The sequence below is a fragment of the Methanoregula sp. genome, assembly GCF_041645475.1.
Taxonomy (GTDB): domain Archaea; phylum Halobacteriota; class Methanomicrobia; order Methanomicrobiales; family Methanospirillaceae; genus Methanoregula.
The window spans coordinates 1-13,701 of record NZ_JBAZQA010000019.1 but is presented as its reverse complement, the minus strand read 5'-3'; the positions used below and the strand labels follow the sequence as shown (position 1 = coordinate 13,701).

11 protein-coding genes and 1 pseudogene are annotated in these 13,701 nt (G+C 51.7%); 11 read left to right on the top strand and 1 reads right to left on the bottom strand.

Going from position 1 to position 13,701, the window contains the following annotated elements; genetic code table 11:
• The first annotated feature begins 25 nt into the window (after nucleotides 1-25).
• The 8 genes and pseudogenes from WC598_RS13165 to WC598_RS13130 all read left to right on the top strand — a co-directional run bounded on the left by WC598_RS13165 (nucleotide 26) and on the right by WC598_RS13130 (nucleotide 9,018).
• Nucleotides 26-475, top strand: coding sequence for a hypothetical protein (locus tag WC598_RS13165; RefSeq protein ID WP_372961965.1), 450 nt, complete (start codon nucleotides 26-28; stop codon nucleotides 473-475).
• Nucleotides 472-1,605 (top strand): hypothetical protein, encoded by a 1,134-nt coding sequence (locus WC598_RS13160; protein WP_372961964.1) that lies wholly within the window; start codon nucleotides 472-474, stop codon nucleotides 1,603-1,605. Before WC598_RS13165 ends, WC598_RS13160 begins: the two co-directional genes overlap by 4 nt.
• A complete protein-coding gene (locus tag WC598_RS13155; protein ID WP_372961963.1) occupies nucleotides 1,605-2,669 on the top strand; it encodes a hypothetical protein in 1,065 nt (354 codons plus the stop codon). The genes WC598_RS13160 and WC598_RS13155 overlap by 1 nt, the downstream gene beginning before the upstream one ends.
• A complete protein-coding gene (locus WC598_RS13150; protein ID WP_372961962.1) occupies nucleotides 2,669-4,099 on the top strand; it encodes a hypothetical protein in 1,431 nt (476 codons plus the stop codon). Before WC598_RS13155 ends, WC598_RS13150 begins: the two co-directional genes overlap by 1 nt.
• A 330-nt stretch (nucleotides 4,100-4,429) precedes the next feature.
• On the top strand, nucleotides 4,430-6,247 hold the full coding sequence (locus WC598_RS13145) for a hypothetical protein (RefSeq protein WP_372961961.1): 1,818 nt from the start codon (nucleotides 4,430-4,432) through the stop codon (nucleotides 6,245-6,247).
• A gap of 794 nt (nucleotides 6,248-7,041) precedes the next feature.
• Nucleotides 7,042-7,326 (top strand): annotated as a pseudogene (locus WC598_RS13140) (PQQ-binding-like beta-propeller repeat protein); the annotation flags it as partial.
• A 289-nt stretch (nucleotides 7,327-7,615) separates the two neighbouring features.
• The gene (locus WC598_RS13135; RefSeq protein ID WP_372961960.1) at nucleotides 7,616-8,710 is read left to right on the top strand and encodes a hypothetical protein; all 1,095 of its coding nucleotides are present in this window, start codon (nucleotides 7,616-7,618) and stop codon (nucleotides 8,708-8,710) included.
• Nucleotides 8,711-8,760: 50 nt separating this feature from the next.
• Complete coding sequence (locus WC598_RS13130) at nucleotides 8,761-9,018, top strand: hypothetical protein (RefSeq protein ID WP_372961959.1); 258 nt, start codon at nucleotides 8,761-8,763, stop codon at nucleotides 9,016-9,018.
• A gap of 70 nt (nucleotides 9,019-9,088) precedes the next feature.
• Here WC598_RS13130 and WC598_RS13125 read toward each other — a convergent pair whose 3' ends face one another.
• Nucleotides 9,089-9,769: a dihydrofolate reductase family protein gene (locus WC598_RS13125; protein WP_372961958.1), complete on the bottom strand. Its 681-nt coding sequence runs from the start codon at nucleotides 9,767-9,769 to the stop codon at nucleotides 9,089-9,091.
• A gap of 460 nt (nucleotides 9,770-10,229) precedes the next feature.
• Here WC598_RS13125 and WC598_RS13120 point away from each other — a divergent pair, with 460 nt between their 5' ends.
• The 3 genes from WC598_RS13120 to WC598_RS13110 form a co-directional block, all read left to right on the top strand.
• Nucleotides 10,230-11,660, top strand: a complete 1,431-nt coding sequence (locus tag WC598_RS13120; RefSeq protein WP_372961957.1) for a PAS domain S-box protein — start codon at nucleotides 10,230-10,232, stop codon at nucleotides 11,658-11,660.
• Between the two features lie 424 nt (nucleotides 11,661-12,084).
• Nucleotides 12,085-12,927: an alpha/beta fold hydrolase gene (locus WC598_RS13115; protein ID WP_372961956.1), complete on the top strand. Its 843-nt coding sequence runs from the start codon at nucleotides 12,085-12,087 to the stop codon at nucleotides 12,925-12,927.
• A gap of 55 nt (nucleotides 12,928-12,982) precedes the next feature.
• A partial coding sequence (locus WC598_RS13110; protein WP_372961955.1) for a radical SAM protein occupies nucleotides 12,983-13,701 on the top strand: 719 nt, incomplete at its 3' end.

Here is a 13,701-nt window from a genome sequence, read left to right as displayed (position 1 = left end):
ATTGTAAATGTCCATACATTTACATATGTTCCTACCTACGAATGAGAAACAGTTCGGGTTCTGGAAGATGCGTCGCAGCGGGATGCAAAATGTCTCTATTGCCAACGAGCTGGGCATTACACGACAGGGGGTATCGCAGGCACTCCTCGTTATGGACAGGAAGATCGATGCCTCGCTGCGGGAGATGGCGCAGGCAAACCGGATCCAGATTGAGAAGATCGATGTGGAGAGAGGTGTTTTATTCGGGCGGTCCATCCCGTTCCAGACAAATGCCTACATCTTCGTCTCGGAGAAGCACGGCATGCAGGTCTGGTACGAGCATGACGGGGACTGTAAGGCCTGCGATGAATTCACCCAGTGTATCGAATTCATCTGGGATTTCGCTTCAGAACTCGGGATCAAAATTGAGAAAACTGCCGACCCGACAAAAATGGCGGACGAACTGCTCACAAAAATCCGGGAGAGTGTAACATGACAAGGCTCTCCGAAATTGCTGAACACTGGTCCGGCCTGTGCCGGAAATCGCCGTTGGTCCGTGCCTCGCAGGCAGGTATCAGCATCCCACCGGCATGCGCCTTTGAGGGGCAGCCAGACGGTGGGGGTAGCGGATCGGGTTCTATTCGCCGGGGAATCGGATCTGCCCTGTCGGGCATGATGACCCTGAACCGGAACCGGCAGCTCCTCTGGTTTACCCTCCTTGCCGGGCTTGTGCTGGCGGGAACCACCATTGCCCAGGGGGCACTCGGCTACATAACCTGGGCCATGCAGCCGTATTTAGGGGAAACCGAATGGCTGGTCCTGACTTTTATCATCGAGTTCGCAACGGTGCTTTGCCTGGTGTTCCTGCTGGGGGGCCTTGTCCTGAGTATCCCGTCAAAGAAAGACGGATCCGCCTCGTTCTTTGAGGGACTTGCAGGAGCAAAAAAATACACAAAAGCCATCTTCGGATGGTCTCTTGTTCTGGCATTCGCAGGCATGCTGCTTTTCAGTATTTACTTTTATTCGCCAGGTTGGTTCCCGCGTAATGACCCGGTCCTCGCGATCATTGGAACCCTCCATGGACCCGTCAACGTGCTTTATGAGTTCCCTTTCAACCCGGCTCTCACCCCGTACAGCTCGTTCGACCTCTACCGTGACGGGGGGGTCTCGCTGACAACGTGGATATATCCATCCGGGATCCTGCAGGCCCTGACGTTTACTGTGATCAATCTGCTCCTGTTCATCCTGACCGCATTTGTTGTGCCCTTACTCGTACTCGAACAGAAGACCCTCAAAGAGGCAGTCGTGGGATCCTTTGCCCTGGTGAAAAAGACCTGGGCGGAGGTAGCGGCCTGCGCAGTCTTCCTTTTCGTTGTTGCATTGGGTGTGCTCCTTACGTACCTGCTCATCCAGGCTGCATCCGGGATGGGCACACCGGACTGGGCTGGCTCGATGCGTCCGGAAAATACCTGGATTGCTCTTGCTCTCGTGTATGATTGTGCATTGTTCTGTTTTGCGGTTATAATGGCAACGGTTGGAGGGATTGCCGCTCTGAACCTCTACACCTCGGCAAAAAGCAGGCAGATCGCCGCCGAAGCCACAGATCCAACAGGAGTTGTGATCTGATGCGCCTCTTTCTCGGAATCGTTAACCCGTGGCTGGGCCTGTGCCGGAAACCACCGGCAGTACATGCACTTCAGACAGGGTTCGCAATGCCGCCGGAATCCACTCATGAGGGACTCCCGGATGGCGGTACCGGCGGATCGGGAGCAGTCCGCCGGGGAATCGGATCCGCCCTGTCAGGTATGATGACCCTGAACCGGAACCGGCAGCTCCTCTGGTTTGCACTCCTTGCCGGGCTTGTGCTGGCAGGAAACATCATTGCCCAGGGGGCACTCTGCTACATCACCTGGATCCTGTCTGATGAAATCATACCTGTTATCCTGGCCTTTTTCATCGAGTTTACAACAGTATTCTGTATGGTGTTCCTGCTGGCGGGCCTTGTTGTGAGCATTGCGTCTAAAAAAGAAGGCTCTGCCTCCTTTTCTAAAGGGGTTGCCGGGGCAAAAAAATCCATACGAGCGATCTTTGTGTGGTCTTTTATCCTGGCATTTGCAGGACTGCTGCTCTACAGGGTCTTCTTACATTCCGACGGGTTCTTCTGGCCATACAGTGCTTCCCTTACTGGCACGCTCACCCAGTTCCCTTTCACCCTGAATCTCAATCCGAGCTCCTTTGCCGAGATTCCTGGCTATGGAGGACGATCGCCGCTGTTCTGGACATATCCGTACGGGTTCGAGAACGCCCTGACCTTTTCTGCGATCAACCTGCTCCTGTTCATCCTGACCGCATTCGTCGTGCCCTCACTCGTTCTCGGGCAAAAGTCCATTCAAGAGGCGGTCGCGGGATCGTTTGCCCTGCTGAAAAAGACCTGGGCCGAGATAGCGGCCTGCGCTCTCTTCCTCGGAGTCATCGTATACGGTGTCTTCCTTACGTACCTGCTCATCCAGGCAGCGCACAGGATGGTCACACCACCGAATCTCCTCTACGCCATTCCCACCGGCACGTGGATTGCTCTTGGCATCCTCTATTATCTCGCACTGTTCAGCGTTGCGTTTGTAGTGGTAACGGTTGCAGGAATCGCAGCGCTGGATCTTTACTCCTCTGCAAAAAACCGGAAGATTGCATAATGACCCGGGTATCTGAAATTGCTGAACACTGGCTTGGCCTCTGCCGGAAACCCCCGGTGGTCCATGCCTCGCAGATATGTATTGGTGATCCGACAGGACCAGAACTTGCGGGGAGCCCGGATGGCGGAGCCGGTGGATCGGGAATGATCCGGCGGGGAACCGGAGCCGCCATATCAGGAATGAAAACCCTTCTCCGTAACCCGCAACTCCTCTGGTTCTCGCTCCTGATTGGCCTCGTGCTGGCCGTAAACTCCATCGCCCAGTGCTGGCTCGTCGTATTCCCCTCATCATCAGAGTGGCGATTCTTCTTTGATACCGACTCTGTCCGGTTACTCCCGCCACTTGCCCTCACATTTATGATCGGGCTTGTGCTGGTCTTCTGCCTGGGTTTTCTCATGGCGGGCCTTACATTAAGCATCTCGTCAAAAAAAGACCGTTCTGTCTCATTCATGCAGGGACTCAGGCAGGCAAAAAAATACCTTGTACCTCTTACTGGTTTGTCTGTGGTCGCGGCACTCGCGGGGATCTGGCTCTTCGTTTATCCCTTTATTGTCCAGGGGGCGCTCTTCGTTCGCAACCCCCGGTGGCTGCTCTACGTTCATCCCTACATTGATCTCTCCATTGCCCGTTTACTCACATCGTTTACCCTGATCTTTGTGATCGAGTTCGCAACAGTGTTTTGCCTGGTATTCTTACTGGCGGGCCTTCTCCTGAGCATCGTTTCAAGGGACAGTGGATCGGTCTCATTCTTTCAGGGACTCAAAACGGCAAAAAAATACTCAAAACCGCTCACCGGGTGGTCCGTTGTTGTGGCACTTGCAGGTAGTCTGCTCTTTACCACGGGCCAATATTCCAATCTGCTGAGTTCGGCCATCTGGCAACCCTTGAGTTATATGCTCAACCAGTTCCCCATCAACTTTATCTTAAACTACCTACTCCCACCGACCCCTTTCATTATCCTCCTGCCCCCGGACTGGGGACTTGGCAGTGTGCTTGTGGATACCCTGATCCTTTCAGCAATCAACGTACTCCTGTTCGTCCTGACCCTGTTTGTAGTACCCCTGCTCGTACTTGAGAAGAAGAGTCTGAAGAAGGCGGTTGTGGGATCATTTGCCCTGATGAGAAAAACCTGGGCGGAGGTAGCGGCCTGCGTTCTCAGCCTTGGGCTGATAGTATTCGCAGCCTCGCTCATGTTCCTGCTCTTCCAGTTTTCCGGGGTGGATCATGTGTGGTGGGATGCCGGCCAAATGTACACATCGTATTCGCCTCCCAGTGATGTGTGGATCGCTCTCGGCCTCCTGTATATCCTCGTCCTTTCCAGCCTTGTGCTGGTCGTGGCAACGGTTGGGGGGATTGCAACACTGGACCTGTACACATCAGCAAAGAACAGGCAGTTACCTGGATCCGCTGAAACGGAACCTCATACATAATTCTTTTTAATTCCCTGATTCCTGCTGGCAGATATCCCGATTAAAAAATGGCGCCTGAAAATAGTATCTAACAAAAAACCCAAAAACCGAGTGGATGTGCACAAACGATAAGAGAACCTGTACCGGGATTCGGTTTTATTTCTTATGTGAGTTTCCCCACGCTCTTCCTTCCCTGCAGAAGGGAGACGGTATAATACGGAGAATGGAGAACGAACCGTTCCTGGGAAACCAGTGAGGAAAATCCCGGGAAATTGCAAAACTTTTATATTGTAAATATTCATACATTTACATATGTTATTACAAAGCAACAACAACCCACGCGGGTTGAGGATGTTGATCCTGCTGCTTATCATAGCGGGTGCAGCAGCACTGTTGGTTTCTGCCGTATCAGCAGAGAAGCCGTTCGTTACTATCGTAGCGAAAGGGAGTCAGTCTTATTATCATGGGGAAGAAGTGATCTTCAGCGGGATGAATACGGATTCCGATTCCACGTACCTCTTCATCACCGGACCCAACCTTCCGGATGGTGGGGGAAAACTGTCTTCCCCTCTTCAAAATCCGGTCAGCGGAGATCCCGGTTCATTCACCATCGCGAAAACAAATCCGGATAAAACCTGGGAATATACCCTGTATACATCTGCTCTTAATCTGGATGCCGGATCGTATACCATTTATGCAGTAACCACGCCGAAAACAAAAGACCATTTCAACGATTTAACAACCTATGGAACAACCAGTATAATACACAAAAAGCCATTCATAACGGGAGAGATCTCTCCATCATCCGTTTCAAAAGGACTGCCTTTCACGGTCAAGGGAATTGCGGAAGGAATACCACCAGAAGTCCAGATATGGATTCTTGGCAATAACTTTGTGTTTAAAACTACAACTCCGGTAAATTCCAATGCATCATTTACGTTCAATGGTGATACGCAACTCTCAGAAAAACTTCCAAAAGGACAATGTTTTCTCATTCTCCAGCACCCGATGGCAGACAATCAGTCCGACTTTGTTGTCAGCGGGGATTACGTCCGCAACCTGAAACTCAACAATGGTACGAATCTCTTCAGGCTCACCGGCCCGGGTAGCCTGCAGGGACGCGATGCGGCAGATGCACTCAGCGCTGCAATCAGCGATCAGGAAGCACACGATCAAACACTTACCAATGACACGTATACCATAATCCCGTTCCAGGTCACGGATGCTGGGTCTTCTTCCACCGCAGGTTCGGGAGTCACTATTTCCGCAGTCGGAGATAAGTCATATTATCTCGGGGAAAAAGTGGTTTTCAGGGGCAAGAACGCCGATTCGGATTCCACATACCTTTTCATGATCGGCCCCGACCTTCCCGCTGCGGGTGTCGAACTAACCTCGCCCAACAATGCAGTGGTCAGTGGAAATCCGGACACATTCACGGTTGTGAAAACAAATCCGGATAAGTCCTGGGAATACACATATTACACGATAAATCTTCCATTCCTTGCCGGTACGTACAGTGTGTATGCCGCAAGCCAGCCAAAATCTGCGGACACGCCGGGCCCGGGTGCCGCCAATGTCGGGATTGCCCTGAAAAAGCCGTTTATAACCGCAAATATCTCTTCTTCAAAGGTTGTAAAAGGGCAGCCGTTCACGGTAACCGGGATTGCGGAAGGAATTCCTCCGGGGGTCCAGATATGGATTATTGGAGATGCTTATGCCTATACGACAAAAACGCCGGTAAATTCCAATGCATTGTTTACCTTTAACGCCGATGCGGCATTGTCTGAAAAACTCATAACAGGGCAGAACTATCTCATCGTGCAACACCCAATGGCAGACAATCAGTTCGACTTCGTTGTCAGCGGGGATTACGTCCGCAACCTGAAACTGAATAACGGCACGAATGTCTTCAGGCTCACCGGTCCGGGTAGCCTGCAGGGCAGCGATGCGGCAGACGCACTCAGCGCTGCAATCAGCGATCAGGAAGCACACGATCAAACACTTACCAATGACACGTATACCCTGATCCCCTTCCAGGTCACGGGTACGGGAAGCCCGACATCCCGGGCAACAGCGGCTACAACCGCTCCAGCCCAGCGGACTTCCCGGGACGCTCCGCTTGAGAACGCTCTGCAGACGCTGAAAGAGGCATTCCAATCATTTTTTTAATTTTTCGGTTTTGTTGAAACGCTAAGAAAGACCTAAGAACAAAGAACCAGGTGAAAATTATGGCATCTCAAAACATACACCACTCCTGGAGACGATCCAGTAATTCTTGTTCAAAACTTTTTTTTTAATACTATTCCTGATTGTTCCTCATTTCTTGTTTTCCGTTGTTCCCGTTTCAGCTGAAGATGCAATGTTCCGGGCCCAGTACTTCACTAATCTACCTGTCAAAAATCTGAAGTGAATAGCTACACCATTATCAGCATCGCAATATTAGCATCGCAATCGATCTCCGGCAAAAAAAATTTCAACCACCCCCTCCCCCCTGCTCACATTTTTTCAGGCAGGGTCCGGTTGATCTGCCGGATCGCTCAGGCCGGAGAAAACTGGTTTCTGTTAGATAAATATCCAACAGTTGGATAATTATCCAACTGTTAGCAAGGTTACTGACACCCAAAGATCGCGATTGAAAATTTTCAGGCAGGGCCTGCTTGAAAAAAAATGCTCTGGAGAATACCTTAATCCAAACAAATCGTACGAACCCGGTGCGTCTCTAAATTTCCTCTGCGCATAATGGATAGTCAGCAGGTACAGGATCGCAACGTTTCTGGATGAGGTCTTAGTATTCAGCTGACTCTTTGCCGTATAGTGACCATATCCGGCGCCCGCTGTCTTGTTAGATCTTGCACTTTTTTTTAGTCCGGGCTAAAAATTAGTGAAGTACTGGGGCCAATCCGGAACATACCGGAGTTTATGATAACGGGAGTAGTGAACCGGGGAATGCTGAACTATGGCAGTTCACTACCGGGGGTATCGTGTATTCATCCCCGACGGTGACAAACGGATTTGTCTATGTCGGGAGTGAAGATAAGAACCTGTATACGATTGGGGCGAACTCATCATCTCTGACAGCGGTTCCGACAATGATCCGGGTCACGGATTCTGATAGTCCGACGCCTCGGGCAACAGCTGTTTCAACCGCGCCGGTCCTGCGGACTACCCAGCATTCTCCGCTTCAGTATCCTCCGATCGGGGCAATCGTTCTTATTGGAGTCATTACCCTGTGGGGCCGGCGTTCATAACCTTTTATCCCGAATTCCCGCGGGCAGATATCCGGAAAAATATGCTCCCCATAAACGCAAAAGTGAGAGTTCGGTCGTGCCAGTTTACAAGAGGATCAACGGGGTTACCTGATCGCGCAGGGTTTTTTATCAGTCACTGATTCCCCGCGTTCTGAAGTGATTTCGATCCAATCCCAGAAAATATATATAGTCAACATTCATATGTTGACTTACACTTCTGTTTTGCGATTCAGAAGCCAACAACCAATGAGTCAGGACAGGTGTGTCAGAAATAACAGAGGACTCGTGTATGAGACTTGCACAATTATCAGAAATAATCCAGAGACGGATGGGGTGGTGTCCGAATACCGGGATGGTCCGGGCGGCACCGTCCGTACTCTCGATGCCGCTAGGGGTGATGCTCCCCCTCGAACCTGACGGTAGCGCCGGGGGATCAGGACGGATAGGCCGTGGAATCGAAGTATTATCGGGAAGCATCAAAACCCTGAATAAGGAGAAACGTCTGCTCTGGTTCTCCGTTCTCACGGGTCTTGTCATAGCATTCATGTTCATGGCGCAATATGCACTCCATGTTCTGGGATCCTACCCGTATGAGATGATCAGTTCTACCCTCGGGGTTGTCCTGACATTCTGCATTGAACTCATCAGTGTCTTTTGCATCTGCCTCATTCTGGCCGGACTATTCCTCAGCCGCCCGGCGGATCCCGTGGACGCGGGTGTGTCGATCCGGCTAGGGTTATCGAAAGCGACAACTCATGCAAGGGCTTTTGTCTGCTGGTCGGGAATCATGGCAGTTCTCGGAACATCGGTATATCTTCTGATCGTTTCCACCGGAGATCTCACAATACAGTCTTTGATCACCCGATTCCCATTTGGTTACATCGTGACTCCGGAGATCTACGGCTCGGGCCCTATCGCCGGGTTATTCCATATACAATATGCCTCCCTTGCAACGATCCAGATGATGATAATCAATGTCGCCTTGTTCATCCTGACAGCATTCGTGATACCGGTGCTTGTCCTGGAGAAAAAGCCGCTGTGGGCCGCAATTGGTGAATCAACCCGTCTGATGAAAAAGATCTGGGGCGAGATGCTGGTCTGCATCCTCCTGTTAGGAATGGTTATTACCGGGTTTTCTCTTATTTCAGGTATATTCCAGGTTATTTTCAGTGCAGTTCTGCTTGACAGCCCGTTCTGGTATGAATTCTATTACAAAGGCGGGTGGAGTGCCGTTGCAGCCTTGTATATGGCGGCATGGTTCACACTTATACTCATCATTACCACGATTTCGGGAATCGTTATCCGGAACATTTACACCTGTACCACATCCGGCCGGATGCCTGGAGTTCCTGAGGGTTACGGGAGAAAAGAGACATCCGGATAATCACACTTTTTGAACGGTTTATTTTCAGACAGATGCGGGGACCGTTTCGTATGGCAGGGAGATTTCAGCAACAGGCGAGCTGCTATAAAAAAACGGGATCGGGAGACATGCCACGGCATGTCCGGGGATTACAGGCAGACACACTCCTTGCAGACAGGTATGCCCCTGTACCACTGGGAGCCGCGGTGGTCCTTCTCATTATTACGCCGTTTCTGGGGTCCGATACCGGCTGGCCGATCCTTGCTTCCGGTTTCATTACAGCAGGAGTTGCGATCCCGGTTATCCTGAACAGAAAAAATGGTGCATAAATTCCTGTGCAGCGGGAAAATGAGTGACAAGAAAAAGATCATATACGGATAGACACGGAAAAACGGTTTTTTATATTTCTCTCATATCGGGCGTATAGCGCACCCAGACTATCCCGTTTCCGAGCATCTCGGTGGTGAGATGCCGGAGCGGAACCTGAAGACCCGGAATACCGGCGCGGTCCGGGTCAAACATCGTGGGATCCGAAGTTCCCCCGGCAAGAAATGGGTGGATAAGTACGCTCACTTCGGTAACAAGCCCGGTCCGGAGAAGCACGCTGTTCAGGGTTCCCCCGCAGTCGGCCCGGACAACGTTGACACCGTAACTCCGGTGCAGCTCTTCAAGGGCCGCACGCATATCCACCTGATCGTTGCCGGTAATGATGGTGCCGATCCGCTTTTCTTTCAGGTACTCCAGGTATTCAACAGGAGTTGTCGTGGAACAGAGCGCCACGAGATCACGCATATACGGCCAGGACTTTAAAGTATCCCAGCAACGAATCTTTCCCCTGCTGTCGGCTACAACCATCAGGGGGCGGGGATCGTGTTTTAGTTTTTCTTTTGGTTCAAATCGGTCCCGGTGTTCATCCGGGACTTCCAGCGAGGGGGCGGCAAGGATCGTGGAACTGCCGAGCAGGACAGCATCCGGATTCCACCGGGCCGCAAGGGCATAGTAGAGTTCGAGATCAGCAGGAAAGTTCGTGATACGGCCATCGAGGCTTGTCGCAGTATGGAGGATAACATGGGGTACCATAATCCGGCTCCTGAAAGGAGGTTCAATGCCGGGATGTAAAAAGGAAAGGTGCGAGGGGTGAAACTGACGAATAGGCACCCGGTGCAAATATTGGTGGGCAGAAAAAGAATACCGACATTCTGCGGTTGTCAATTACAGATACCTTCGGTCATTTTAATGAGAAGGCGGGTTTTTATCTCGGGTTAGTTGTCGGATTTCTCATAATCATGGCGTCCGGGGCTGTCGGGCTCTGGATAACCAGGGCACCATACCATTGATCTGCTGGAGTGTATTGCGGCGGAGAGCGCGGAAATACAGAATGGTATTTGGACAACCGAATCCAAAGAACGCAAACGTCACCCGGCGGTCATGCGTTTTCGGGGGTTTTAATAGAGGCCCAGTCGCAAGTACATAACTACCATGTCCCAAAGCATCTGTTATTCAGTGGAAACAAGTTGGGATCGTTCACGGGGGAGCATGGATGGTTGATGATCCGGAACTGTTCAAGGCTTTTTCCGACCGGGCATCCGATGCGATATTCCTGCTGGATGCTGACGGTACCATCCACTACGTGAACGATGCAGGCTCGCGTAAAACCGGCTATTCCCGCGGGGAACTCCTTGCCATGAAGATCTCTGCATTAGTTCCGGAGATCAATCCGGAAACCTGGCAGGATATAATCAATACCATAAGAAAAAACGGGTCCATGATTCACGAATCACATCAGCGGGTCAGGAACGGGAAGATCCTGGACATCGAGATTGCCCTGACCGGTGTCACGAGAGACGCCCGAGAGTATGTCTTCGCCGTTGTCCGCGACATCACCGGCCGCAAGCGTGCAGAACGGGATCTCCTCAAAAATTGCGAGAGCCGGTTCCGGGATCTGGCCGACCTCCTTCCCCAGATCGTATTCGAACTTGATGAAAATCTGATGTTCACGTTCTACAACTGGAATACCATCGAAATAACAGGATATGCGTATGACGACCTGGCACAGAAGAGGACCGGCATATCGGATATCATACGGGAGGCTGATCGGATGGAGGTTGCGCGGTTTTTTGCCCGCCTCCAGCGGGACATCACCAGCGACCATACCGTATGCTGCATTGTTACCCATGATGGAAGGGAAATTCCCGCGGTCATCTATGCCTCCCCGATTATCGGGGAGAAACGCGTTGCAGGAATCCACGGGGTCATCGTTGATATCACGGAACAGGTCCGTCTCGAGAAAGCGCTTGAGGTAACGAACCAGAAACTGAATATGATGAACAGCATAACACGCCATGATGTCCTGAACAATATCACCGGACTCCTCGGCCTCTGCGATATGCTGAGTGCAACAACAGCGGACCGCAGTGCACAGGAACTCATTTCAGAGATCCACACCCAGGTCATCAAGATAAAAGACCAGATCATCTTCACCAGGGAATACCAGGATGTCGGGGTGAAAGCTCCGCAGTGGCATGGCCTATTTCAGAGTATCGGGAGTGCAGCATCAGCAATCGGGCGGGATATGACGGAGGTACAATTAACTCTTCCCGGAACCGAGACTGAAATCTATGCAGACTCACTCCTCTGCAGGGTATTCTACAACCTGATCGATAACAGTTTCCGGCATGGCGGATCGGTCCGGAATATCACAATTGAGACAGAGTTTGTACCGGATGGAGATCTTGTTATCCGTTACCGTGACGACGGGATCGGGATTTCTGCGGAAGAGAAGCAGCGGATCTTTGAACAGGGATATGGAAAAAATACCGGCTTTGGTCTCTATATCATCCGGGAGATCCTGGGAATAACCGGCCTTTCCATACGGGAGACCGGGATCGCCGGGTGCGGGGTTCTGTTCGAGATCACGGTCCCGAAGACGGCCTGGAGACCGTGTGCAGGGAACCATGTCTCGGGGACATGAATAATTCCCACTCTATTCAGGGATTATGTTTATCCGGGGAAATCAGTAAGGAGATTGTTCTTTTTCCATATGGCAACAGAAGGCTCTGACATAGCAGGTGCCTCAAAAAAATTTCTGATTAATATCAAAGCCTGAAGTCTTAGCAACTCATTTCTCGAAGGCACAACAGGCTCCCAAATATACTTACCACAATATCCGATTGAGAGCTGCTATCGGAGGTTGTCATCTGGCTCCTCCAGGTACGGGAAATGCAGTGTAAGGACAAATGATTTTTATTTTGAAAAAATCATGCAGATAGTAAAGGCAATATTATCCATATCAGGGATTACCGCTGAGTCAAAAACGAAAAAACCTCCAACCGGATCTCCCCCGTACACAGAACGCAGAATTATTTGGACAAGGGCTTGATTTCAGGAATGAGGACATGACAGGATTGCCGGAAACAGGTGTGAAACACCTTGACGTGAACGGGATCTCGCTCGCGTACAGGGAGATCGGGTCAGGCTATCCGCTCCTCCTGATCAACGGGTTCGCATCGGCAATGGACACGTGGAGCCCGCCATTGCTTGAGCTGCTTGCGCAAAAATTCTGCGTTATCATCTTCGATAACCGGGGTACCGGATTTTCCACCGCATCGGAGGAGCCATTCTCCATATCACTTTTTACACAGGATACAGCGGCCCTGATGTATGCCTGCGGGATCGACCGCGCCCACATCCTCGGTCTCTCAATGGGTGCATCCATTGCCCAGGAGATGATCCTTACACATCCGGAACGGGTAAACCGGCTCATTCTCGTTGCCGGAACCTGCGGAGGAGGCGAAGCCGTACGAATGCGCCCGGATACGTGGGAGACACTCACGGATAAAAGCGGGACGCCCGCTGAGCTTGCGGACAGAATGTTCTCGTTGCTCTTCACAGGAAAGTGGCTTGCAGCGCACGATCCATGGAAGTATTGTCCGGAGGTACACGAAACCACCGGTGAGGAGATGGCCGCACGACAGGCAGAGGCATTCTTCTCATGGACGGGATCCGCTCACCGGCTCGCCGGGATCCGGAACCCGACGCTGGTTATTACCGGAACTGAGGACATTGTTATCCCTCCGGCAAATGCCGATGTTCTTGCAGACCGGATCCCGAGAGCTCGGCTTGCCCGCTTCCCGGGTGCCGGGCATGGTCTCCAGTACCAGTGCCCGGAAGCATTCGCCCGTACCATCCTGAAATTCCTCTGTGAGGAAGACATCTCCAAGGGTGCATTCCAGCAATAAGCATTAAGACCTTATCAAAGGGTATTCCTGTAAGAATAAACGGTGACTTCATGCTATGATGACACAGATCCATTTCATTCTTACTTACATGTGCACCCTCACATGCGAACATTGCTTTGTCTGCAGCAGCCCCTCTGCGGAGGGAACGTTCACACCCGTCCAGATCGCACGGGTCCTCGATCAGGCATCACATATCAGAACGGTCGATACGATCTATTTCGAGGGTGGTGAACCATTCCTCTTTTATCCGGTCCTGCTCAACGGCATCCGGCAGGCGCGGAGCCGGAATTTTTCAGTAGGAATCGTTACCAACGGCTACTTTGCTACATCAGAGGAGAATGCCCGGTGTTTCCTGGAACCGCTTGCTGCACTCGGCGTTGTGGACTTCAGTGTCAGCGACGACATTTTCCATTATGAGAACCGTCAGGAGAATCCAGCCCGGCGTGCTTTGGAGGTTGCCAGTAAGATGGGGCTGCCAACGCTGGTGCTGGCACTTAACCCCGGTGGATCTGGGCCGGATAACCAGGCTGCCCTTCGGGAAGAGGGAAAAGGGGTCATAACGGAGGGGGGCATCATGTTCCGGGGCCGGGCCGCTACGAGACTGAGCCAGTACGCGGAACTTCATAACTGGCGGCAGTTCACAACCTGCCCGTATGAAGATCTCCAGAATCCGTCCCGACTTCACGTGGACGCATATGGCAACGTCCAGATCTGCCAGGGGATCTGTATAGGAAACGTCTGGGAACAGCCACTTGCGGAACTGATCCGTAATTA

Coding starts and splice junctions, on each gene's coding strand:
- WC598_RS13165 (WP_372961965.1), top strand. CDS start 26: ATGTTCCTACCTACGAATGAGAAACAGTTCGGGTTCTGGAAGATGCGT.
- WC598_RS13160 (WP_372961964.1), top strand. CDS start 472: ATGACAAGGCTCTCCGAAATTGCTGAACACTGGTCCGGCCTGTGCCGG.
- WC598_RS13155 (WP_372961963.1), top strand. CDS start 1,605: ATGCGCCTCTTTCTCGGAATCGTTAACCCGTGGCTGGGCCTGTGCCGG.
- WC598_RS13150 (WP_372961962.1), top strand. CDS start 2,669: ATGACCCGGGTATCTGAAATTGCTGAACACTGGCTTGGCCTCTGCCGG.
- WC598_RS13145 (WP_372961961.1), top strand. CDS start 4,430: ATGTTGATCCTGCTGCTTATCATAGCGGGTGCAGCAGCACTGTTGGTT.
- WC598_RS13135 (WP_372961960.1), top strand. CDS start 7,616: ATGAGACTTGCACAATTATCAGAAATAATCCAGAGACGGATGGGGTGG.
- WC598_RS13130 (WP_372961959.1), top strand. CDS start 8,761: ATGGCAGGGAGATTTCAGCAACAGGCGAGCTGCTATAAAAAAACGGGA.
- WC598_RS13125 (WP_372961958.1), bottom strand. CDS start 9,769: ATGGTACCCCATGTTATCCTCCATACTGCGACAAGCCTCGATGGCCGT.
- WC598_RS13120 (WP_372961957.1), top strand. CDS start 10,230: ATGGTTGATGATCCGGAACTGTTCAAGGCTTTTTCCGACCGGGCATCC.
- WC598_RS13115 (WP_372961956.1), top strand. CDS start 12,085: ATGACAGGATTGCCGGAAACAGGTGTGAAACACCTTGACGTGAACGGG.